Origin of the sequence: Mesorhizobium atlanticum, assembly GCF_003289965.1 — a bacterium.
Classification (GTDB): Bacteria; Pseudomonadota; Alphaproteobacteria; order Rhizobiales; family Rhizobiaceae; genus Mesorhizobium; species Mesorhizobium atlanticum.
Genome location: NZ_QMBQ01000003.1, coordinates 525,871 through 545,780, shown reverse-complemented (window position 1 = coordinate 545,780; position 19,910 = coordinate 525,871). Strand labels below are relative to the sequence as shown.

General features: G+C 60.3%; 19 protein-coding genes and 2 tRNA genes. 14 read left to right on the top strand and 7 right to left on the bottom strand.

The annotated features are described in order from the left end of the window. Positions 1 to 104: 104 nt before the first annotated feature. The 5 genes from DPM35_RS12320 to DPM35_RS12300 all read right to left on the bottom strand — a co-directional run bounded on the left by DPM35_RS12320 (position 105) and on the right by DPM35_RS12300 (position 4,001). Positions 105 to 929, bottom strand: a complete 825-nt coding sequence (locus tag DPM35_RS12320) for a PopZ family protein (protein WP_112127531.1) — start codon at positions 927 to 929, stop codon at positions 105 to 107. 230 nt (positions 930 to 1,159) lie between these two features. Further along, positions 1,160 to 2,542 carry a TolC family outer membrane protein gene (locus DPM35_RS12315; RefSeq protein WP_112127530.1) on the bottom strand — a complete coding sequence of 461 codons (1,383 nt, stop codon included), beginning with the start codon at positions 2,540 to 2,542 and terminating at the stop codon, positions 1,160 to 1,162. Positions 2,543 to 2,727: 185 nt separating this feature from the next. Then, positions 2,728 to 3,399 (bottom strand): protein-L-isoaspartate O-methyltransferase family protein, encoded by a 672-nt coding sequence (locus tag DPM35_RS12310; protein WP_112127529.1) that lies wholly within the window; start codon positions 3,397 to 3,399, stop codon positions 2,728 to 2,730. 91 nt (positions 3,400 to 3,490) lie between these two features. After that, a tRNA-Cys gene (locus tag DPM35_RS12305) sits at positions 3,491 to 3,564 on the bottom strand. A 176-nt stretch (positions 3,565 to 3,740) separates the two neighbouring features. Beyond that, positions 3,741 to 4,001: a PGPGW domain-containing protein gene (locus tag DPM35_RS12300; RefSeq protein ID WP_095815344.1), complete on the bottom strand. Its 261-nt coding sequence runs from the start codon at positions 3,999 to 4,001 to the stop codon at positions 3,741 to 3,743. A 211-nt stretch (positions 4,002 to 4,212) separates the two neighbouring features. Here DPM35_RS12300 and DPM35_RS12295 point away from each other — a divergent pair. Together DPM35_RS12295 and DPM35_RS12290 are read left to right on the top strand one after the other, a co-directional pair. Beyond that, a tRNA-Asn gene (locus DPM35_RS12295) sits at positions 4,213 to 4,287 on the top strand. Between the two features lie 462 nt (positions 4,288 to 4,749). After that, a complete protein-coding gene (locus DPM35_RS12290; protein WP_112127528.1) occupies positions 4,750 to 5,205 on the top strand; it encodes a hypothetical protein in 456 nt (151 codons plus the stop codon). Between the two features lie 200 nt (positions 5,206 to 5,405). Here the strand turns inward: DPM35_RS12290 and DPM35_RS12285 are convergent, their stop codons facing one another. Beyond that, complete coding sequence (locus DPM35_RS12285) at positions 5,406 to 6,143, bottom strand: sulfotransferase domain-containing protein (protein ID WP_146767941.1); 738 nt, start codon at positions 6,141 to 6,143, stop codon at positions 5,406 to 5,408. A gap of 315 nt (positions 6,144 to 6,458) precedes the next feature. Here DPM35_RS12285 and DPM35_RS12280 point away from each other — a divergent pair, with 315 nt between their 5' ends. The 7 genes from DPM35_RS12280 to DPM35_RS12250 all read left to right on the top strand — a co-directional run bounded on the left by DPM35_RS12280 (position 6,459) and on the right by DPM35_RS12250 (position 14,573). Continuing rightward, a complete protein-coding gene (locus DPM35_RS12280; RefSeq protein ID WP_181591997.1) occupies positions 6,459 to 8,249 on the top strand; it encodes an ABC transporter ATP-binding protein in 1,791 nt (596 codons plus the stop codon). Between the two features lie 85 nt (positions 8,250 to 8,334). Further along, positions 8,335 to 9,591, top strand: a complete 1,257-nt coding sequence (locus tag DPM35_RS12275) for a glycosyltransferase family 9 protein (protein WP_146767940.1) — start codon at positions 8,335 to 8,337, stop codon at positions 9,589 to 9,591. Further along, the gene (locus tag DPM35_RS12270) at positions 9,572 to 10,753 is read left to right on the top strand and encodes a glycosyltransferase family 9 protein (RefSeq protein WP_112127524.1); all 1,182 of its coding nucleotides are present in this window, start codon (positions 9,572 to 9,574) and stop codon (positions 10,751 to 10,753) included. Before DPM35_RS12275 ends, DPM35_RS12270 begins: the two co-directional genes overlap by 20 nt. Positions 10,754 to 10,778: 25 nt before the next feature. Continuing rightward, on the top strand, positions 10,779 to 11,915 hold the full coding sequence (locus DPM35_RS12265; RefSeq protein ID WP_112127523.1) for a glycosyltransferase family 9 protein: 1,137 nt from the start codon (positions 10,779 to 10,781) through the stop codon (positions 11,913 to 11,915). Between the two features lie 74 nt (positions 11,916 to 11,989). Beyond that, complete coding sequence (locus DPM35_RS12260; protein ID WP_112127522.1) at positions 11,990 to 13,078, top strand: hypothetical protein; 1,089 nt, start codon at positions 11,990 to 11,992, stop codon at positions 13,076 to 13,078. 38 nt (positions 13,079 to 13,116) lie between these two features. Further along, on the top strand, positions 13,117 to 13,890 hold the full coding sequence (locus DPM35_RS12255) for a sulfotransferase domain-containing protein (protein ID WP_146767939.1): 774 nt from the start codon (positions 13,117 to 13,119) through the stop codon (positions 13,888 to 13,890). Next, entirely contained in the window at positions 13,887 to 14,573 is a 687-nt protein-coding gene (locus tag DPM35_RS12250) for a sulfotransferase family protein (protein WP_112127520.1), read from the top strand. The genes DPM35_RS12255 and DPM35_RS12250 overlap by 4 nt, the downstream gene beginning before the upstream one ends. Positions 14,574 to 14,586: 13 nt before the next feature. Here the strand turns inward: DPM35_RS12250 and DPM35_RS12245 are convergent, their stop codons facing one another. Further along, entirely contained in the window at positions 14,587 to 15,504 is a 918-nt protein-coding gene (locus DPM35_RS12245; RefSeq protein WP_112127519.1) for a sulfotransferase family protein, read from the bottom strand. A gap of 123 nt (positions 15,505 to 15,627) precedes the next feature. Here DPM35_RS12245 and DPM35_RS12240 point away from each other — a divergent pair, with 123 nt between their 5' ends. The 5 genes from DPM35_RS12240 (at position 15,628) to DPM35_RS32410 (ending at position 19,796) form a co-directional block, all read left to right on the top strand. Continuing rightward, the gene (locus tag DPM35_RS12240) at positions 15,628 to 16,839 is read left to right on the top strand and encodes a glycosyltransferase family 4 protein (protein ID WP_112127518.1); all 1,212 of its coding nucleotides are present in this window, start codon (positions 15,628 to 15,630) and stop codon (positions 16,837 to 16,839) included. 259 nt (positions 16,840 to 17,098) lie between these two features. Then, positions 17,099 to 17,890 carry a glycosyltransferase family 2 protein gene (locus DPM35_RS12235; protein WP_112127517.1) on the top strand — a complete coding sequence of 264 codons (792 nt, stop codon included), beginning with the start codon at positions 17,099 to 17,101 and terminating at the stop codon, positions 17,888 to 17,890. 51 nt (positions 17,891 to 17,941) lie between these two features. Further along, positions 17,942 to 18,655, top strand: coding sequence for a hypothetical protein (locus tag DPM35_RS12230; protein ID WP_112127516.1), 714 nt, complete (start codon positions 17,942 to 17,944; stop codon positions 18,653 to 18,655). A 514-nt stretch (positions 18,656 to 19,169) separates the two neighbouring features. Continuing rightward, positions 19,170 to 19,427 (top strand): hypothetical protein, encoded by a 258-nt coding sequence (locus tag DPM35_RS12225; protein ID WP_181591996.1) that lies wholly within the window; start codon positions 19,170 to 19,172, stop codon positions 19,425 to 19,427. Positions 19,428 to 19,622: 195 nt separating this feature from the next. Continuing rightward, entirely contained in the window at positions 19,623 to 19,796 is a 174-nt protein-coding gene (locus DPM35_RS32410) for a hypothetical protein (RefSeq protein WP_181591995.1), read from the top strand. Positions 19,797 to 19,910 lie beyond the last annotated feature (114 nt).

Below are 19,910 nucleotides of genomic sequence, written 5' to 3'. Positions count from 1 at the left end.
CAGCGGCAATCCCGGCCAGTCGGGGGCAACGCCACTCACCTGAGCAGCCTTGAACAAAAGCACCGCCTGAAGGCGGTGCTTTTCAGCTTACGTGTCGCGGCAGCCTACTGCGCGCCGCGCGCCACGCGCTCGATTTCTTCGCGAACCAGCCTTTCGACCAGCGTCGGCAGGTTGTTGTCGAGCCAATCCTGCAGCATCGGCCGCAGCATCTCTTCGGCCATTTCATCGAAGCTCTTCTTGCCGCGGCTGGCAAAGGCGTCGGAAAGCTCGCCGAAGGCAGCGGCAACCTGCCTGCCCGTGTGCTCGGAAAGGATCGCGGGACGGGACGGCTGAGCCTCAGGCGCGGACGCCTGGGGAGCGCCGGCATGCACGACGGTTTCGACCGCGGGCTCTTCCTTATCGATCTCGACCCGCGGCGCGGCTTCCGGAGCCCGGACAGCCGGCTTCGCGGTAACCGTGCTGCCGCCGGCCGCCGCGATTTCCCGCCGCCAATCGGCGACAATGGTCTCGGCGGTCTGCGGCGCGTTTGCAGCGGCGGGCCTGTTGGCGGCTGCCGGCGCGCTCGGCTCAACCGCGCGCGTGGCACCGGCCTCCGCCGGGTTCGCCGGCGCTGCCTTCACCGGCTCCGGGCGAGCCTCGGCGTGCGCAAGCACGGGATCGGTCGCGGCAAGTTGGGCCTGGACTTCCGCCAGCGTCGCCGGCCTGCGGGGGCCGGCTTCGGCATGCAACTCGGAACGAAAGGCGTCGACCTCGACAGCGGGCACCGCAGCGGGAGGCATGTTGACGACGGCCGGTTCCAGGTCCTGGCGCAGCTCACCGGCCTCGGCCGGCTGCTTGCGACCAGTGTCGCTGTCTTCAATGATCCTTCGGATGGAAGCCAGTATCTCTTCCATGGAAGGTTCGCGCTGCGCGCTGCTTGCCGTCGCCATCGTCACATCCGCCGCCCTTGTGACCCATTACGCAATTCCGTTCCTGCCCGGGCCGGAATTCGAATCAATGGCGACAGCGTAACCGACCGATCGTCATCGGAGAATCCCCAATCTGGGGACTCGTTGGATTTCAACAGATTAGGCGAAGCGCAACCCGGTCAGCCATCCGGAAAAGGCAAACGCCGCGCATCCAGTGGAAGCGCGGCGCTTGTCAAAGCTTAGGTCGTAAATCAGCGCCCGTCAGGCGTGCGCAGCCCAGTCCACTTGTCCTTGACGGCGTTGTAGTGCTCTTCCGGCCTGTATTTGGTGACCGGCAGGCCAAGGCGATCGACCGACAGCCGGCCCATCGCCGACAGGATGGCGTAACTTGCCACCACCACGTCGCGTTCGGAACTCGCCTGGTTGATCTTGGCGGTGATGACCGCGTTCTGCGCATTCAACACGTCCAGCGTCGTGCGCTGGCCGACATTGCGCTCCTCGATGACGCCGTTGAGAGCCAATTGCGCGGCGTCGATCACCTGCCGGTTGGCATCCACGCTTTCGCGCGCTGCGACATATTGCGTCCAGGCCGAGACCACGGCCTGGCGAACCTGGTCGCGGCTGACATCGACCTGGATGCGCGCTTCGCTGAGCGATTCCTTGTGCTGCCGAACCAGCGCTTCAGTCCGCCCGCCCGAATAGATCGGAATGGTCAGCGTGGCGCCGATATTGGCTGATGTTGAGCTACCATTCGGATTGGCGACGGAACCGGGAACGGTGTGGCTGTAGTTGTCTGAGATTCCGGCGGAGGCCGAAAGCTGAGGCAGCAGCGCGCCTTCCGACGATTTCACCGAGAATGCCGCCGCATCGACGAGATGCTGCGTGGCGAGGATGGCCGGATGCTCGGCCGAGGCGACGGCCAGAGCGGAATCGAGATTCCCGGGCAGCAGCTTGCCCAGCGGCGAAGCCGCCTTCAGCTTGCCCGGCTCGTCGCCGACGACCTGGTGATAGGTGGCGGCGCTCGCCAGCGCCGTGGCGCGGGCGGCGCTCAACTGCGCCACGGCCGTCGCGCGCGACGCATCGGCCTGGGCGACGTCGGTGCGGGTGCCCTCGCCGACCTCGAAGCGCGAGCGGGCGGCGCGCGCCTGCTCGGTCAGGAACTGCAGGTTCTGCTCGGTCAGCGCCGCGACCTGACGGTCGCGAATCACGTCCATATAGGCGCTTGCCGCGTTGAACAGGATGTTCTCTTCGGTGTTGCGCAGGCTTTCCACGGAAGCCTTCACCTGCGATTCGGCGGCGGCGACATTGTTCTTTGTCTGAAAGCCGTCGAACAGCGTCTGGTTGATCTGCACGCCGAAGCTGCCCGTCGTCAGCCTCCTGCTGGTGCCAAATCCGTGCGTGTTGGTGTAGTCGATGTTGGCCGAGCCAGTGACGGTCGGGCGCCAGCCCGACTTGGCGATGGCAACGCCCTCGTCGGTGACGCGCACGCCGGCACGAGCGGCGTTGAGCTGCGAATTGTACTGGTAGGCTTTGGCGAGCGCGCCCGTAATGGTCTCGGCGGAGGCGGCCAACGGCGAAAGCGCCGTGGCCGAAACAAGGATAGCTGCTAAAACACTCTTGCGTAGAGGCGGCACGTTATTTCCCTCATTCGTTTTGCATGGGAACCACGCCGCGTCGACCTACCCTTGCGGATCGGCCGGCGCCGCGTTGTTTATCGTTCCCCCGCTGACCGGCCTTCCAAACGTCCGGATAACCAAATCAGCAACGATTGTCAGGCGCAAGCGATCATGACAGCGTCTTCGCTGCAAGGCAAAAACGCTCAGAATTCAAACGCGTGGGCACGTTCGAAGCCCGGTAGTGGCTTAATTGCCGCATTAAAGGCCCGTCTGCCGGTTACAACCCCCCCCGCTTTAAAAAACAGCCGGGCCACGCCAGAGTTGCCCTGTCCTTCGACCGCAACCAGGCGTCCATCTTCCGCAAGCTGGTCGAGCAGCGACGGCGGCACTTCCTCGACGCTGCCGCCGATGAAGATGACATTGTAGGGCGCTTTAGCGGCATGCCCCTGCGGCAAAGGCCCGGTGACCACCGTGACATTCTGGCAGCCGAGGCTGGAAAGCGTGGATTTGGCAGCCTCCGCCAGCGCCGGATCGCTCTCCAGTGCCACGACCGAGCGCGCCAGCCTGGACAGCAACGCGGCGGAATAGCCGGTGCCGCAACCGACATCGAGCACCGAATCGCTCGCGTCGATCTCGGCCAGCTGCAGAAGCTTGGCGAGCGGCGACGGCTCCATCAGGTAGCGCGCGGCGCCATTTGCGCCATCGGAAATGCGGATGTCTTCGTCGATATAGGCCAGATCCTGTTGTCCGGCGCCGACGAAGGCCTCGCGCGGGACGGTCAGCATCGCTTCGATGAGCGGCGCGCTGGTGACATCGGTGGTACGGATCTGGCCATCGACCATCTTCACGCGGCGTTCGGAGAAATCAGCGCTCATGTCCCAACAATCCGCTCCCCGCGCCAAACGCGCGGCTCAACTTTAACCGGAACCCCGCTCCGGCGCGGTTGCGCTGGAGCCCGCAAGCATCTGGAGGCCTCGCCCGGAATCGAACCGGGGTGCAAGGATTTGCAGTCCTCTGCGTAACCACTCCGCCACGAGGCCTCGCAATGCTCCCGGCGTTCCGAGCGAACTCATTATGTTGACGCTCAAGGGTCGTCAAGCGCCGGCGCGTCATTCCCGACGCTTTCGCATGGAGGGGCGAAGATGGTGATTACCAATCGGTTGTGACGGCTGGAGCATCGCGATCGCCGAACCGGCGGCCCGCCGCCGGGGGCTCGTCAGTCGGGCCTACGCCGACGTTCCCACCAGACGACGAAACGCCGCCGATGACGCCGGATCATCGCGAATTCATAGGAAAGCACCAGGAGACCGAGCGGAATCATCCAGAAACCGAGAATCGGCAGAAAGCCAAGAATCCCGCCAAGGGTGAGCAGCATGCCAATCACGATTCGCAAACCGCGCGAGCGCGGCATCGTGAATTCGCGGCCGAAGATGGAGATCTTCCGCGCCGGGGCGTTGTCGTCGTCAGCTGCCGTCATTCAAAACCAAATCCTATCCACGGGGGAGCCAAACCAAAAAGGCGATGGCCGGCCGCTTTGTTCCCTGCCGATGTGAAGCCCTTCATATGTGGGCACGCCGAACGATGGCACAAATAGCCGCATCAAAAACTGGAGAAAAATTGCGAATTGCTTCTTTGCAAAGCCGAAAGGTGTTTGCTATAGGCTGCGCCACTCACGTCAGAGCCTCCGTTCCCCGGTAGCTCAGTGGTAGAGCAACCGGCTGTTAACCGGTTGGTCGCTGGTTCGAATCCGGCCCGGGGAGCCAAACATTTCCAAGACTGCTTACGCCAAGACTGCTTACGCCTGGCTCGCTTTCGACCGCGGCCGCCGCAAAAATGCGGTAAACTCAGACGGCCGCCATCACAGCCATTGTGCCGGCAATTTGCTTTGCGGCTTGGTCGCCGCCCCCCCCGGCCTCCACTCGGACCTTTGCCGCGCCCCCCCCTGCACGCTCTGTGTGTGAAGTGTGTGAACCGATAAGGCCGCGACCTCCCGAACGCGCCATCACCGTCGTCGACCGTGGGATCGGCGCCTTTCAGCCAAATTCGCGCATGCTCGGATGAAGGTGAAGCGGATCATAGGTCCCCTTCCGCTGGTCCGAAATTCTGGACCTATCATTTGAAGGCCGGAATTTTGGCGACCATTTGCTCGCCCGACCGCCGACCTTGGTCCGCCTTGCCGCGCCTGGAGATCGCCACATATTTATGGCCAAGGTCGGGGATCGCTGATGGCGGGACTGCTTATTGCTTGGGTAATTGGGACGTTTTTATATTTCAAGATTGTGATCGATTGGGCGTTTGACGCCGACATCATGATTAGCGCAGCCGTTTTGATAGCAATTCTGGAAGGAATATCGACGATCTTCATCGGAGCCCTCCATGCTATCCAATTGTTAAACTACGACTGGACGATAGGATCTATTTTCACTGGGTTTCGGACCACCGTTCGAAAAACAGTGTTGATTCTTGTCGCCACGATGCTCTTCAACATCATTTGCGCACGTTTGATCATTTTTGGTTTCTCGAGGGAATTGAACAGGGAAATCCAGAACTTCTGCAAGACAGGCTGCCTCGTGCATGGAACCATCTTGAAATTCAGCCTGATCATCATAATCCCGCTACTGTTGCACTATGCCGTCGTGGTCGCCGGAACATATAGGACAGCCAAGCAGGGTGACCGCTGATTTCAGGACGTGCTCGCCGATCCAACCAACAAACCGCGATCGCCATCGCTGGCTGTTCGGCCCATCCGATGGAATATCTCCGCCGCAACCACATCACCCAAGCACGTCGCGACCGCTTGGTCGGCATGGGGGGAGCCATGCACAATGTGCTGGCCCGCTGGGTTTTGCCGTTGGCACCGCGTTGCCGCTCAGCCAAAGCATCACGCTCTATTTTGTAAAATGCGCTCTTTGCAGAACGCTATGTCGTCCTCTGTAAGGTATTCGCGATATCCGCCCACAACACCCTTGCGCACCTTGAAGCTGTCGGGGTCATCGGGATTCGCTGGGCGCAGCCTGTGATGGTAGCTTTCTTCATAGCCGCCAGTTGCCTCTTGAGCCTTCATTGTATCAAATCGTCCTGCAACTACAGCCTTTTCGAGTTGCTCGTTGCTGACTGAAACACCAAACCAGTTAGCGATCTTGCGAAGTTCAGACATAGGATCAGAATGCAGAGACTCATAAGTTGTGACAAGAACAGCTTCATTGTTCGACGCCGCATCCAACCACATTGAATTGAACCGAAGCGTTCGCACGATCCCCAGTTTGTCGTCGCGTATGAATTCCGATACGCTACCATTGAACAGATTTCGCCAAGCCTCCCGCTTGGTAACCTGAAAATACCCGGATATTGTTGTGTCAATTGGGTCTCTGTGAAGAAAGAGTGCCCTTTTTTTACCAAGGAAATATCTTGGCGGTCTAAAATTTCGGCTATGAAAGGCGGATCCGCCATGACTAAATCTCAATGGGACCCCTAGTTCATCTAGCATGACCCGCAACCAAGTCCGCCCCGACTTTGGATAGGAGATACATAGCCCAACTTCCGTTTCAATATTCTTCTTTTTAAATAGAGAAATCGGCCAAATACCCACCACAGCCCTCACGACCTCTGTATTGTCCAACGTCGACAGCGTCCGTGCTTCAGCGCTGGAGCCCGGATTGCAACTACAAACGGACTAACAACACCGGAGGCAAAACGGCGAAACTCCGTTTCAATTGGCATCATTTTTTCTTGCTCCATGCAAGGGCTGATCCGACTAAGCATGGTGGCCATCAAGGTGGGCGGTAGGAGATTCTGCCAGCAATGGAATGCCTTACCGCCCATTGACTGGGCGGGGGAAGACGCCACAGACTGAATGGATTCAGACTTCGTGCCATTCCATCCCACGAAGCCAGAGCGGATCGCCAAAGAGCTTCGAGGCGGCAAGGGTAGCGCCATGAGTGCGAAGAAGCGAATTTCAGCCGCGCTGGCGTATCCGCTGGTGAGGCGACTGATCGTCGAGAATCTGCCGCCGCACAAGATGCTGTATCTGACCGGGTTGCTGTGCTCGATCGCGGCCGCCGGCGCGACCGGCGCATCGGCCTGGATCATGAAAGTCATGATCAACACCATCTATGTGGAACGCAATGCCGCCGCCGTCTGGGGCATCAGCGCCGTGATCATCGGCATTTCGCTGATCAAGGGCATCGCCGCCTACAGCCAGACGATCACGACGGGAAAGATCCGTCGTGCCATCGTCTCCGATCTGCAGAACCGTCAGTTTTCCCGGGTGGTGCGTTTCGACATCAGCCGTTTCGCCAACCAGCATCCGGCGAAGTTCGTCTCCAAGATCATGTTCAACGCGCGCGCCGGCGCTTCCGTCATTCTCACACTGACGAGCAATACCGTTTCCGACGTGCTGACGCTGATCAGCCTGACAACTGTCATGATCAATCAGGACCCGATGATGTCGCTGATATCCGTGGCCGTTCTGCCGGTTCTGTTTGTCTCGGTGGGCGCCATAACGCGGAAGATCAAGGCGCTGGCGAAGGGAGAAACGGAGCTGGCTGCGATGGTTCAGTCGATCGGCACCGAAGCCATCGAAGGCATCCGCACCATCAAGTCGTTCCAGCTCGAGGACAAGGCGGTCGCCAGCTTCGCCAAGGCCGTCGGCAAGATGGAAAGGCGCGGCATTCAGATCAACCGGACATCGGCAATGATGAGCCCGCTGATGGAGACTGGCGGCGGTCTGATCATCGGTCTCTTCATCATCTATGCGAGTTGGCAAAGCCTCGGCAACGGTAAGACGCCCGGCGAGTTCATGGCCTTCATTACCGCTTTCCTGTTCGCATATGAGCCGGCCAAACGGCTGGCGCGCGTCAATGTGGATATTCAGAAGCAACTGGTCGCGGTGGAGCAGATGTACCACCTGATCGACACGCCGGTGCAGCAATCGCAAGGAGCCGGCGGCGAAAGGCTGAGCGGCATTCAGGGCGCGATTCGCTTCGAGGGCGTCTCCTTCTCCTATGACGGCAGCAGCCCGGCCCTGCATCATGTTTCCTTCGATGTGCGGCCGCGCGAGAAGCTTGCGGTGGTGGGACGCTCCGGCGCAGGCAAGACGACGATCGTCAATCTCCTTCTTCGCCTGGTCGAGCCCGGCAAGGGCAATATCTTCATCGACGGCAAGGATAGCGCCGCGATCAGCCTCGCCGATATCCGGAACAACATCGCGCTGGTGTCGCAGGACGTGTTCCTGTTCGAAGGCACGATACGCGACAACATTCGCGACGGGCGCCCGGGCGCCAGCGACGCCCAAATCGAATCCGCGGCGGACCTAGCCCAGGTCAGCAGCTTTGCATCCGGCCTCGAGAACGGGCTCGACACCCTTGTCGGGCCGGGCGGCACCAATCTGTCGGGCGGCCAGAAACAACGCGTCGCGATCGCGCGCGCCCTGCTGAAGAACGCGCCGATCATCATCTATGATGAAGCGACGTCCGCGCTCGACGGCGAGAACGAGCGAGCCGTGATGGACGCGGCGTTCGACGCGGCCTCCCAGCGCACGGTGATCTGCATCGCGCATCGGCTTTCGACGATCAAGGCGGCCGACCGCATCCTGGTCTTCGACGCAGGCCTGCTCGTCGATTCAGGAACTCATGAGGAACTCGCCAAGCGCTGCGAAATCTACCGCTCGATTTTCCACCTCTCAACGCCGGAGGTGGTCCAAAGCGGCAGGAAGCTCCGCGCATGACCCCGCGGATCGGAATCGATTTCTGCCTCGCTGACCCTCGGTCCGGAAGGGAGCACGCACCAGCTCAACACGCTACGGCGTCCCTTTGCGCATCCGCGAAGACGCGATGCTGCGAGGGCAAAATGTCTCGCCCTGGCCCATGACCAGCTTTTATCATGGATCCTACGTCCGCTACGCGATCGGCGGCCTGGGCCTGCGACTGGGACGCGCCACCAAGGCCCTGCGAAGGCTGCTCGGAGCCAACGGTCCGGTGGCCGCTCCGGCTCTGGCGCAGCAGACCAGGATCGACGCGCTGATCGCGCGCCGGGACTGGAGCAACCTGGCGATCTGCGTCGATGAGATGGCCACCCTGGCCAAGGATACCGCCGACCCCCAACTGATGCAGAAGGCAGGCCAGGCCTACGAACGCCTCGGCGACTTCGCGCGCGCGGCCGAATTGCGCCTCGCGGCGCGCCACCGGCGTAAAGGCGAAAGCGCGGGAGACTGGGCCGGCGAGAACGTCGGAGCCGATACCCTGCTGATCGATCTGGTCGAGGACGACCCGCGCAGCCTTGGCCGTGTCATCCGACACGCGAGGCTTGCCGGCGCGGCCGCCGCGCGCGCCGAAAACGCCACGATACGGGTCGAGCCGCGCATCGTGCCGCTTCTGCAACGCACCTTTCCGAAGGCCACGATCGTCTCCGCCAGCCACGAATCGACGGGCCAGAAGTTCGCGACGTTCGAGCATCTCGCCTGGGTATTCGGCCGCGACGTCGGAGAGCTTGCCGCCAGCTTTACGCCGCTGCGGGCGGACCCCGGCCTCGTCGAGGCGTTCCGCAGACAGTATCGCGCAGCGACGGATCTGCCCCTGGTCGGCCTGTCGTGGGGAAGCAAGTCGCACAGCAAGGATGTGCCGGACTTTCCAGAGTGGGCAAGGTTCGTGGCCGAAACGCCGGCGACCTTCGTTTCCCTGCAATATGGCCCGATCAAGCCGGCCCTGCGGCGCCTGCGCAAAGGCGATGATGCGCGCCTTATCCATGACGAAAGCGTCGACCAGATGGTCGATATGGACCGTTTTGCCGCCCAGATCGCGGCGCTCGATGCGGTGGTGACGATCAGCAACACTGCAGCCCATCTGGCCGGCGCGCTCGGCGTGCCGACCATCTTCCTGATCGATGATAAATTTCAAACGGCCTGGCCGGTGGCCGGTGACCGGACCCCTTGGTACCCAAGCGGCGTTGTCCTCCACAAGGACGGCCGCGAATGGCCGGCGGTGCTCGACGAGGCCCGCCGCCGCCTTGCATCAATGCTGGACAGACCTTCCGACGACGGCGGGGACGGGAATGGCGCGGTCGATCCTTGAAAAGGCCAAGGCGGCGGACCTTCGACCGAAAAGCACCGCCGCCAAGCGTCTGCGGGCGATCATCGACCGGGCGAAAGCTCTTTTCAAGCGGCCTTCATGGCATGCCGACGCGGAGGTCCAGCGGCACACGCGGCTGATGGAAGAGAGCATCGAGCGCGGGGATTGGCTGGCCGCCAAGGATCACGCGCTGGCGCTGGGTGAGCTTGGCGAGCGCCTGGGCGATGCCGGCCTCGTCAAGAAGGCGGGGCGGGCCTTGAGACGCCTTCACGGCGGCAATCGCACCTGGCAGCTGATAGCGGCGAGCAAGCGCGTATCGGGCAAGGCTGAATGGGACGGCAGCGATCTTGCCGGCCGAACGCTGCTCGTCGACCGCCGCGCGGGCGATTTGGCGATCTTCTTTCAGTTCGCGTCGCTGCTCGGTCCGGCTGTCGCGGCAGCCGGCCGGTGCATCGTTTTCGTCGAGCCCAGGCTGGCGTCGCTCTATCGCCGGACCTATCCGAAGCTCGATGTCAGGGTCGAGGGAGATGAAGACCTGGACGCCGTCGGAGCTGACGTCTTCTCGGGCTTCGAGACGCTGGCGACGCATTTCTGGCCAGACGATCCGGCGGCGCGCGTCCCCTTCGTCCCACTGCGGCCGGACCCCCAGCAGGTCGCCGAACTGCGCAACAAATATCTGGATCACGGGCCTGGCCCCCTGATCGGTTTCGCCTGGGGAAGCCTGAACAAAAGCAAGGACCTGCCAGCGCTGGAGGATTGGCGGGGCTTGCTCGGCCGATTGCCGGGCCAGTTCGTCAGCTTGCAATATGGCGATGTCGGGCCAGCGCTTTCGGAATTCAAGCGCCATGCGCCGGGCCGCATTGTTCACGACACGTCCGTCGACCAGCTTTCGGATATGGACCGCTTCGCAGCGCAGATCGCGGCGCTCGACATGGTGGTGACAATCAGCAACACCGGCGCCAATCTGGCCGGGGCGCTGGGCGTGCCGACCATCGTCATGCTCGACGACGGTTTCCGCCTGTCCTGGCCCGCCTTCGGCGACACCGTGGCCGCCTATCCCAGCGTGCGACTGATCCGAAAGGGCGCCCGCGGCTGGGCGCCTGCCTTGCAGAAAGCGGCCGATCTGGCGAAAAGCATCATGGGTGGGTCTCACCATGGGCAATAGCCGGATTGTGCGGGGGATTCGCCGTATGGCCACGCTGGCGGGGTACCGGTGCAAGGTGTGGTTCAGGCGCCACCGGCGCCAGCTCTTCCTTCGCGTGCGTGACGGCGACCTGGCCGTCCAGATGGCGGATTATCGGCAGAGCGTCGAGGATCGCGACTGGCAGGCCGCGCTGCCCAAGGCCCTTGCCCTAGGATCAAGAGCTAGGGAGAAGGGAGAGGTCCGCCTGCTCGACGAGCTTGGCCAGGGGTTGATGCGGATGGGCGCCTATGGCCCGGCGGCCGAGCTGAAGATCGCCCGGCGCCACATCGTTCAGGGTCGTGCCGACGGCGAGTGGCTCGGCCAGGACATTTCCGGAAAGACATTGCTCGTGGATCTCATGGAGACCGAGAAGCAGGGGCTGGCGACCGCGATCCATCATGCCAGTTCGGTCGGCCGCGCGCTCGCCAGCGCGGCCCGGGTGATCGTGCTTGTCGAGCAGCGGCTCGTTCCGCTTTTTGAGCGCACATTTCCCTTGGCCGATGTCAGACCCGTGGGTACTGGAAGGGAGAAGGCCTATGCCGAAGCGCAGGCCTTCGCCGGTGTCCAGCATCTGACCGCCTTGTTTGAAACCGACGAAAGAACGATCCGGGAGCACTTCGTGCCGCTGAAGCCGGACCCTCAGCGTGTCGCCGAGTTCCGGGCGCGCTACCGCAAGGACGTCCGGCCGTTGGTCGGTGTCGCCTGGGGCAGCTCAAACCCCGGCAAGGATCTGCCGCCGCTAACCGCCTGGCGCGGCTTGATCGGCCGGCCCGACCTCAACTTCGTCTCGCTGCAATATGGCCAGATCGAGAACGACCTGAGGGTGCTGAGTGACGGCGTGCCGGAGCGAGTCCTCTATGACCGGACCGTAGACCAACTGGTCGACATGGATCGCTTCGCGGCGCAAGTCGCGGCCATGGACGCCGTGGTGACCATCAGCAACACGGGCGCGCATCTTGCCGGCGCGCTCGGCGTTCCGTCGGTCTTCATCCTGGGCGACGGCTTCAAACGCTCCTGGCCTGTCGAAGGCGACCGCACGCCCTATTACCCCTCCGCGGTGCTTGTCTCGAAGGCGCATCGGGATTGGGCTACGGCGCTCCAAGAAGCGCAAGTCAATTTGCGCATTCTCATCGGCGGGGTCTAACCGAGACACCACGATGACATGCAAGGTCGTGACTTCGGCTGCAGGGATGTTCGAGATATAAGGGACCATCGTCGATGCCCGGACGAAAAACACAGACCAGCGATATAGCGACCGCCAAAGAGATAGTTGAGCAGCGTCTGCTCGCCATCTATCGGCTGATGCACCCCGGAAATTTGTTCAGACGAGCGCGTATCTACACCCGGGGAAGAGGAGAAACGCGGACCGTATTTTTCGTGCCCCACAATCGTAACAACGTTCGCCTGTTGGCCGAGGCCGCAGAGATTCTGACCAGGCAGGGCGTTCGATGTGTGTTCGCGCATCTTGATGGTTTAAAGCGCGGGGGCGTGGCGCGGCCCGAGTTGGAGGCTCGCGGTTTGCGCTATATTGACTTTGCTGAACTCGAGCGGGTGATAAGACCCGGCGATATGATGGTGACCGGAAATGACTACGCGCCGCAATTCTTCAGGCGGTTTATAGACTCTATCAACTTTGGCATGGTTCGCGTCGTCGGCTACATAGGCGGAGCGCGGCTTGTGCAGCCACATCGGTTTTTCAGAGCCGATTATATCCTCGCAATGGGGCCAGCGGCTCTTCGACAAAGATACCAGCCAACATATGTCGTCGGTTCTCCAGTGATCGAGCGCGCGATCAAGAACGCCGGCGCACGACATCCCGAGGGACTTTTTGTGCTGGTCAACTTCAAGGGAGAAATTGACAATTCATCTGATCGAGAATCACTTGAAGCGGTAGCGGCAGCGTGCGCCGAGCTCGGCCTAGCCTATGTCATCAGCGTTCATCCAACGATGTTCGCCAAGGTTGAGATGCCGAACAAGTCTAACTTGGATTTCGCGCAGTTGCTTCCAGATGCGTTAGTCCTGGTTACGCGCCCGAGCACTACCGTTTATGAAGCCATTGCCTGCGGGATACCGGTGGTCTTGTTTCCCCCGGTTTCGCCCATGGTTGAATTTGACCGACCCGAAGGTGCCTTCAAGCCGAACTCATCGAGGCACGATCTCGTCAAGGATATCCGTGCAGCAGTCAGAGGGAGACCTTCCTATTTCGAGCAAGGTCAGCGATTCCTCAATGCGAATTTGTCGATCGACCCAAAAACTCCCGCGGCTCAACGGATAGCAGACGCTTTGCTCCATATTTATAATCGCTAATTTGGTTGATCAAACTGTCCGCAGCGGAGTCATGAAGATTGAGCTTACTGTCCAGCTTTTTTGCAAAACGGCCGCCTCTGCTTGTCGTCTCGTTTCCGAAGTCCGGGCGGACTTGGCTTCGCGTTGTGCTTGACGATCTTGGGGTTGATGCAGCCTACACACACGATGGCTCCGACCACAAGGAGCTACGCGAAATCGCACAAATCCACCCGGACAAATCCCGGTACAAGCGGAATCATATCCTACTCATGGTGCGAGACCCTCGAGACACTGCGGTTTCGGGTTTTTTTCAGGTTGGCAAACGCCATAATTTGCAGGCCGGCTCGATCGGCGATAGCGTCAGAAGCGCGTTGCACGGGATCGAGAAGATCGCCCTTTTCAACCTGCAGTGGTTTGCAGCCGCAAGGCAGATGAAAAGCATTGCTCTGTTGCGGTACGAGGACATGCAGAGAGACACCGAGGGAGTGTTGCGTGCCATCGGAGATTTTATCGGACGGCGGTTTGCGGATTCCGACCTTGCCGATGTGACCTACAACAGATCGTTCGAGCGCATGCGCCAATCGGAGGCTTCCGGGGAGTTGGGTTTGCGCTACGGTGGAAAATTGCGGCCCCGCGATCTCGATGATCCCGAGAGCTTCAAAGTGCGAAGGGGTAAGGTCGGCGGCTACCTGGACTATCTGGATGCTGACGACATTGCCTACTGTGACAGTGTGCTCGCACGGCTTGATTACTGGAGGCAGTTGGACCAGGCCTTTGTTCAATACGGCATATCATACTGCCCTGACGATGAGTCGAAGGCAGGTGTGAATTGATCCGCTGCCAAGGTTTTGTCTGCGGGTGCGGGCACAGCGGCACCACCCTCATCGCAACGATTCTTGCTTCGCACCCCGATGTCTACCTGCCGTTTGAGGAAACAAATGTGTTCTTCAAGTGGACCCCGCTTGCTCTTTATCGCTATTCAAAGCTGAAGCGTGCCGCCTTCCGGGCGGGCAAATCGGCGTTACTCGAAAAAACGCCGCGCCACGTCAGACGCGTCGATCGGATACGACGTTTGGTGCCGGGTGCGAAATTCGTGATGCCGGTTCGCGATGGACGAGATTCAGTTGCCTCGTTGACGAGGAGGCTTGGTGATGCCTCCGCGAGCCTCGATCGGTGGATTTCGGACAATAGCCTCGTGCTGGCTGAGCAGGGCAGCGCCGACGTGCTGATCTATCGTTACGAAGATCTTGTCGAAGACCCAGAGGCTATCGTCAGCAAAATCTGCGCCTTCTTGGCATTGTCGTTTAGGCCGAATTTGCTGGATTATCATCGAAATCCGCAACGATGGCTCACTTCCGACGCGTCGCCCAAGCATGCCGACTTACGCAATAGACAGATCAACCAACCGATCTACGACGGACGTGGCCGGTGGAAGCGCGAACTCGGTGAAGCTCAGTTGAAGGAACTCACCGAGGGGCGGGGAAAGCCTCTGATGGAGGCATTCGGTTATATTTGAGCCCCTCGACGGCCTACTCGGGAAGAGCGCGCGGATAACCGAACTTATCGAAGTCACGCTCATAGGCGCGATATATCCGCTCCGCCAGTTCCGGCGTGAAATAGTCGGAGAGACCGCGGCGGGCCGAGGTATGGAACGGTGGGATTGCTGCGCGCCGTACTTCATCACTGGCGCCAACATAGTCAAGAACAGGTTTGAAGTCGTTCGCGAAGGTTTCGGTCTTGCCGATAAGGTCGAATGTGATGCCTGAAAGTTCGACGATGTCGCTTTGCTGCTGCCAGTGCTTGTCGATGCGCCATGTGGACGTCGCGCAGGCGAAGGCTACGAAGTCTTGGAAAGACAGCGTCTTGTCCGGGCCTAACGGCAGCGCCGGATTGGCCTTTTCGCGATGGGCCAGATAGACCTCGACTCGCCCGTATCCGGGCACGAGCGGACGGTCGCGATATTGATCGGCCCAGCATGACAAAAGCCGGGCGTATGGATTGCGAACGAAGGTGAACCGCAAGGCCTCGGGGCTCACAGCCAGATGGTAAAACTGCAGAATGCTATGGCGTGGCGCCCGAAGCCCAGACGCCTTTCGATTGTGCACCCTCCAGTTCCGGCTGCTTGTCCAGCCGGAGATGGTATCATTGCCAATCAAAGCCGCGAGATTGCTTCGAATACGACTGCTTGCCGCTTTGGGAACAGCCAGATAGAGAATCTTCAGTTGCGGGACCACATCAATCAGGTCGTCCGGCAAATATGCGCCTCGCATGGTTCTTTGGTAGAAAGACAACGCCTCAGGATATGCCCACGCAAGAAATGGTTCCTTGATCCGATCACGAAGACCTTGCAACCCTGGCCGTAAAGAGCGCTCGATGCGCCGCATCGCGCCGGCTTTGGCTTTGCGCGTGACAGACGTATCAGTAGTCTCGACTGGACCAGTGATCATTGGCTACCTCCGCGGACAGCGTCGAACGAAATCGCTGTTGCGCGGCATATCACATCAACGGGTGAGTCCGTAGTGCATCGCGAGATGATATGGCGAGGATAATCAAAGGCGCAGTGAGATCAAATGTCCGTTTCACGGCTTGATAAACGGCCTCGCCCCGATCGCGTGCAGCCCATTCTCTTTGTGCGCCGACAATATTCCCCATTCGGCGGCGGCGAGATCATGCTCGACACAATAGCCAAGGAATTCCGCGCGAGGGACATGGCGGTCGCGATCATGTCCGGCGGCTGGCCGGCTGGTGAAGGCATAGAGTTCATTCGCTGCGCCGGCCGCAGTTTCCCGCGTGCATGGCGGGCTCGATCCTTCGCCACGGCGGCGTGTCGCATGATTTCGCAGCTTGACCCGGCGCCGGCGCTTGTCCAGAGCAACGACAAATTGCCCTGCTGTGATATCTTTCGCGCCGGAGAGGGTGTCCATGCGGCCTACCTCGCCGAGCGCCGCCGGCTGTCGAAATTGGACGGCGCAGGGCTCAGGCTCAGCCTGTTTCACAAGGAAATGCTGCGTCTTGAGCGGCTTACCTTTCGAAGCTCGAGGCTAAGGGCCGTGATTGCCATATCGAAGATGGTGGCTGACGACATTCGCCGCCATTATGATGATTTTCCGGGCGACAGGATCCACCACATCCCCAATGGTGTCTCGCTCGCCACATATAATCTCGAGCTGCGCGAGCAACATCGCGCAAGAGTCAGGGCGCAGCTCAATGTTCCCGCCGACAGGTCCGTCATCCTGTTCGTTGGCTCGGGTTTCACCAGGAAGGGTCTCGGACCTCTCATCGAAGGCGCCGCAAGCCTGGACCCTCTGCCGGAATTGTGGGTCGTCGGGCACGATTCCCGAATGGAGACTTTCAGGCGCCTCGCGCAAAAGCGCGGCCTGGGTGACCGTGTGAAATTCGTCGGGCCGCAAAAGGACGTGAGGCCATGGTACGGAGCGGCCGACATCGCCGCCCTTCCATCGGTGTACGAGCCCTTCGGGACCGTAGTTCTGGAGGCGATGGCATGCGGCCTGCCGACCGTGGTGAGCACGATGTGCGGCGGCCGCGAGCTGGTCGAGCGCTTCGACCCTGCCCTGGTGTGCAACATCGCGGAGCGGGACGAGCTCGGGGCGAGCCTCTTGCGCGCTCTGCGGCACTCCCGCTCCCCTGAGGCCGCACCCTTGGTCAGGCAGGCGGCGAGGCAGTACGATCTCGACACCATGATCGACAGGACCCTCTCCCTTTATGAAAGGGTCATGGCGGAAAAGCGCGGTGAAGAGGCGGCGGCCGCACCGCGGGTATAAGCATGACGGCGGCGCAAGGCGCTCAGCCAACGACGACCATTGTTGCGGTCCTTAGCCCGGGCGGGCTTGCGCTGGCAGCTACCGTTGAGGCATATTCGTTTTCACGAATGTCCTGAAGGGATGGGATGAGGGCCGTCCGCTTATTCGTTATGCCTCGTGGTGTCGATTTGTGCGGCGCCATTCTGGCGCTGGAGGTCCGGGGGCGGATGCCTAATCACCACAAGGTCAACGAGCCTTGGCTGTTCATCGGACGGTCAAGATGATGCCGAAGCTATCGGTCATCGTCATTACCCTCAACGAAGAGCCCTGCATCGAGCGTTGTCTGCGTTCGGTTGACTTTGCCCACGAAATCATCGTGGTCGACAGCGGCAGCATCGACAGAACCCGTGAGATCGCCGGTGCCATGGGCGCTGAAGTGCAAGTCACCGAAGACTGGCCGGGGTTCGGCGTGCAAAAAGGCCGTGCGCTTGCCGCAGCCACCGGAGACTGGGTACTGTCGTTGGATGCCGATGAGTGGGTGGACGCTCCCCTCGCCGTGGAAATAAAGAAGGCCATTGCGGACCCGCGAGGCTGTGCAGGTTTCGAGATTCCCCGGAAATCGCGCTTCTGCGGACGTGTTGTAAACCATGGAAGCTGGTCTGCGGACTATGTCCTGCGCCTGTTTCGCAGAGATGCCGGTCGCTTCACCGACTATCCGGTCCACGAAAAGGTTGTCCTGCGCGGTAATCTGTCTCGCCTTTCGCACCCCCTGGAGCATGAATGCATCACCGATCTCGGCGACGCGCACCGTAAGATCCGGATGTATGCCGAAGCGTCAGCCAAGCATATAAAGAGCATGGGTAAGAAAGGATCGACGACAAAGGCGCTGCTTCACTCTGCCTGGGCCTATCTTAATAGCTACGTTATTCGCTTCGGTATGCTTGATGGAGCGGCTGGTTTGCTTGTCGCCGGCTATTGCGCAAGTTATACCTATAGCAAATGGGCAGCATTGCCGTCCGGCTCCTGCGCCGACGTACCTGTAGGTGAAACTCCGGCTATAAAAATGAATTGAGCAAATCTGCGATCGCAGATCTCCTGATAATTATTGTGCGCAGGGAATTAGATGGCGGGTAAGCAGTCAATCTGGATCGGTTTCGATCCTCGTGAAATCGATGCATTTGCGGTCGCTCGCAACTCAATAAGACGCCACATGATCTCACCCGTGTCGGCGCGCGGGGTGGTGTTGGCAGATCTCAGGGCTCGAGGGCTCTACACCCGCCCGACAAGCCGCAAGGACGGCCGCCTGTGGGATGAGATTTCTGAAGCTCCAATGGCAACGGAGTTCGCCTGCTCTCGTTTCCTGGTGCCGCATCTGGCGAATTCGGGTTGGGCGTTGTTTATGGATTGCGACATGCTGGTCCGCAGGGACCTGCAGCGGCTTTTCGGTCTTGCGGACCCGTCAAAGGCGGTGATGGTGGTCAAGCACAATCACCAGCCGACGGTGGACGTTAAAATGGATGGGCAGGCCCAACTCCGTTATGCCCGCAAGAACTGGTCGAGCGTCATGCTTTTTAACTGCGACCATCCGGCGAACAAGGCTCTGACGCTTGAACTTGTCAACTCCGTACCCGGGCGGGACCTGCACCGTTTCTGCTGGCTGGAAGACGATCTGATCGGCGAACTTTCGCCCGAGTGGAATTGGCTGGTCGGTCACTCCGATCCAGGGATTGATCCGTCCATTGTGCATTTTACGGATGGAACCCCGGCCATGCCCGGCTATGAGCATTGTGCTTATGCCGACGAATGGAGGTCGGAATTGATCAGATGGGCAAGCTGATGCCGCCGGTATCCGCCAGCCATTCACTCCGCCAGCCATTCACAAAGACACTGAACCAGCGCTAAGAGACCCCTGCTCTTCCGGAAAGGCTGTTTTTCCATCAGGCGGCGCTAATGCCTTCCTCAATTCCTTCATGATAGCCAACCACCGAACAAACGGCACACATCACAGTAGCAGCGACCAGTATACCAGCACGGTCACCGACGCCGACTCTCGCCAGCAAGTAACCGATCGCTTCGGTCCCAATCAAACCGGATAAGCCGGAAATCAATACAATCATCTTCCGTGACGAAAACATTTTGCGATGTCCCGAGCCGGAACAAACAAAAGCAAAATGCGAGCAAGATTGCCAGCTTAAATTTGAATCACTGCGATTCTGAAAGGCACGGGTATCGCGTCAATGTGCCGTCCCTGGGACCGATCAGAACGGAACTGACGTCGCCGGACAGCAGCCACATGACCGATTGCTCGCTGGTTCAAGGCAACAAGGGAGAGCGACGTTAGGCCCAACGGGATGGGCATTCAGTCCAAATTGCTGGTCTTCACGACGCCAAATAACCTCGCGGAGGGAAGGCAGGGGTACATGGCGGAAAAACGGGCGATTGCTGTCAAAGACTGGTCCTGCGCCATGAGCGACGAGATTGGCCGCGTCGTCTTGGCCATAAACTCGACCGAAGGTGAAACGACCTACGTTCTTATGACAGTCTTCCAAGCTGCAAAGATGGCCCAGGAACTGCGGTCGCCGAAGCTGGTCCCTCGATACGACATGTAGCCGTTTGCGACCTGTCTCGTATTCGTGATTCCAAAAGCGCTGGGCTTGACCATCAGCCTTCATGGCAATTTGTGCACTGTCACCCTAGGCGGTTGTCAGGCCAAGTCGGCATATATTAGCAAAAGCTTGTATTTATCGGCCCGCAGCGGGATAATATCGATCGGGCATCTGAGGGCTTGTCCGATGCGTTGGCCCTTGTTCGTCATCGCGCTCATTATTGGCTTGATTCTCTGGGACCGCTTCGAGAACGACGGCACCTACACCGCCGAAGTCGAGCGGAGTTTCCGTAACGCATCATTGGACATGCCGGGAGGCGGCGGTTGGAAGCCTCCAGCCATCACTGTCAACCGCGACGCATTTAAACCCTGAACGCCTCGCGGGGCGAGTTAATGACAATCACGGTAACCCCAATCGCAGGAAAGCCGGTTGGCCCGGCTAACACGAGAGCCCATGCGCCAGCGCCTCTTCCCCATCCGCATGGGC

Excerpts from the sequence above, each read along its gene's own strand:
- DPM35_RS12320 (WP_112127531.1), bottom strand. The coding sequence starts at position 929 with ATGGCGACGGCAAGCAGCGCGCAGCGCGAACCTTCCATGGAAGAGATA.
- DPM35_RS12310 (WP_112127529.1), bottom strand. The coding sequence starts at position 3,399 with ATGAGCGCTGATTTCTCCGAACGCCGCGTGAAGATGGTCGATGGCCAG.
- DPM35_RS12300 (WP_095815344.1), bottom strand. The coding sequence starts at position 4,001 with ATGACGGCAGCTGACGACGACAACGCCCCGGCGCGGAAGATCTCCATC.
- DPM35_RS12290 (WP_112127528.1), top strand. The coding sequence starts at position 4,750 with ATGGCGGGACTGCTTATTGCTTGGGTAATTGGGACGTTTTTATATTTC.
- DPM35_RS12280 (WP_181591997.1), top strand. The coding sequence starts at position 6,459 with ATGAGTGCGAAGAAGCGAATTTCAGCCGCGCTGGCGTATCCGCTGGTG.
- DPM35_RS12270 (WP_112127524.1), top strand. The coding sequence starts at position 9,572 with ATGGCGCGGTCGATCCTTGAAAAGGCCAAGGCGGCGGACCTTCGACCG.
- DPM35_RS12265 (WP_112127523.1), top strand. The coding sequence starts at position 10,779 with ATGGCCACGCTGGCGGGGTACCGGTGCAAGGTGTGGTTCAGGCGCCAC.
- DPM35_RS12260 (WP_112127522.1), top strand. The coding sequence starts at position 11,990 with ATGCCCGGACGAAAAACACAGACCAGCGATATAGCGACCGCCAAAGAG.
- DPM35_RS12245 (WP_112127519.1), bottom strand. The coding sequence starts at position 15,504 with ATGATCACTGGTCCAGTCGAGACTACTGATACGTCTGTCACGCGCAAA.
- DPM35_RS12240 (WP_112127518.1), top strand. The coding sequence starts at position 15,628 with ATGTCCGTTTCACGGCTTGATAAACGGCCTCGCCCCGATCGCGTGCAG.
- DPM35_RS12235 (WP_112127517.1), top strand. The coding sequence starts at position 17,099 with ATGATGCCGAAGCTATCGGTCATCGTCATTACCCTCAACGAAGAGCCC.
- DPM35_RS12230 (WP_112127516.1), top strand. The coding sequence starts at position 17,942 with ATGGCGGGTAAGCAGTCAATCTGGATCGGTTTCGATCCTCGTGAAATC.
- DPM35_RS12225 (WP_181591996.1), top strand. The coding sequence starts at position 19,170 with ATGGGCATTCAGTCCAAATTGCTGGTCTTCACGACGCCAAATAACCTC.